3 protein-coding genes are annotated in these 1,005 nt (G+C 48.1%); all 3 read right to left on the bottom strand.

Translation table 11 applies throughout. The features are described from left to right. On the bottom strand, positions 1-291 hold a 291-nt coding region (locus tag BW941_RS17585; protein WP_139325889.1), incomplete at its 3' end, for a hypothetical protein. 77 nt (positions 292-368) lie between these two features. After that, positions 369-626, bottom strand: coding sequence for a DUF4158 domain-containing protein (locus BW941_RS18075; RefSeq protein WP_076518283.1), 258 nt, complete (start codon positions 624-626; stop codon positions 369-371). A 128-nt stretch (positions 627-754) separates the two neighbouring features. Then, on the bottom strand, positions 755-874 hold the full coding sequence (locus BW941_RS17905; protein WP_139325890.1) for a DUF4158 domain-containing protein: 120 nt from the start codon (positions 872-874) through the stop codon (positions 755-757). Positions 875-1,005 lie beyond the last annotated feature (131 nt).

Genomic DNA, 1,005 nt, shown 5'->3' on the forward strand with positions numbered 1-1,005 from the left:
TGCTTGCACCCAGCGGGTTTGCAAATAACACAACAGATAAAGGCGTCGATTGCCAATAAACTGGCGCTGCAGCTTGGCACCGTAGTAGTTCACCCGCTCAGCAAAGTGCTGCTGATTCTTCGAGGATAGGGATAACTCGCTCAACACCTCATTAACTTCCGGCATCCATGGCTGGATATAGGAATGTACGGCCAGCTCTTTCTCCAACTCAGTTCCCGTGAAGTTTCTGGCCGATTGCCGTAACTGTCGTAGGTTTAAAGAGTTATTTCCACTAACAAGTTCAGATAGCATCAAGGCCAAGTCCGCTGATATGAGACCCACAAGCTTACGGACAATCTGATCATTTGTGACACCCACAACGTTACTGATCAAGTCCTGCTGCACGGTGTACCCGGGGATGGCGATTTTTGTTCTGACAAGTATTCTATCGCCCTGTTAAATAGGGATCTCGGTTGACCCCATGCCCGTGCATGCTCCTTGAGATCCTTTGCCAACGCCGAACTGTGACTTTTGTTTAGCCAACGCTGATGGCCCGTCAATTGGAAGATGCGTTGGTAAATCCGAACACGGGCCTTCTGAGTATGATTAAAGAGTCGGAAACCAGGACAGGGAGGATTTCGGAACACACATACTTGAGGTCCGGTTTAATTTGATGATAGCCAGTGCTCAACATGATGGGCTTTACTTTGAAGTAGCCCAACAGTACAACAAACATGCACCTGTGATCCCTCTCACGGATTCTGTTGCATTCCGCTTACCCAGCGTCATTGAGAGTGAAGAAGAAACGTTGATCATTCAAACTTAAAATAGGAGGGCCGAACAGCTCAGCAATCTCCGTCTCGGTCAGGATTTTGATACGTTTTTCGGTGGCCATGATTAATGCTCAAAGCCAGCGACTTTAGCCAAAATACTCCGCAACAATAAGAAAATTGAGAGTAACCCCCTCTTGGAGGCCAGGAGTGGCGGGGGTTACAAAGGCATTTGTCCGTTTACGAGGGGAAATCC

The sequence above is a fragment of the Thalassolituus maritimus genome, assembly GCF_900156675.1.
GTDB classification, from domain to species: domain Bacteria; phylum Pseudomonadota; class Gammaproteobacteria; order Pseudomonadales; family Oceanobacteraceae; genus Thalassolituus; species Thalassolituus maritimus.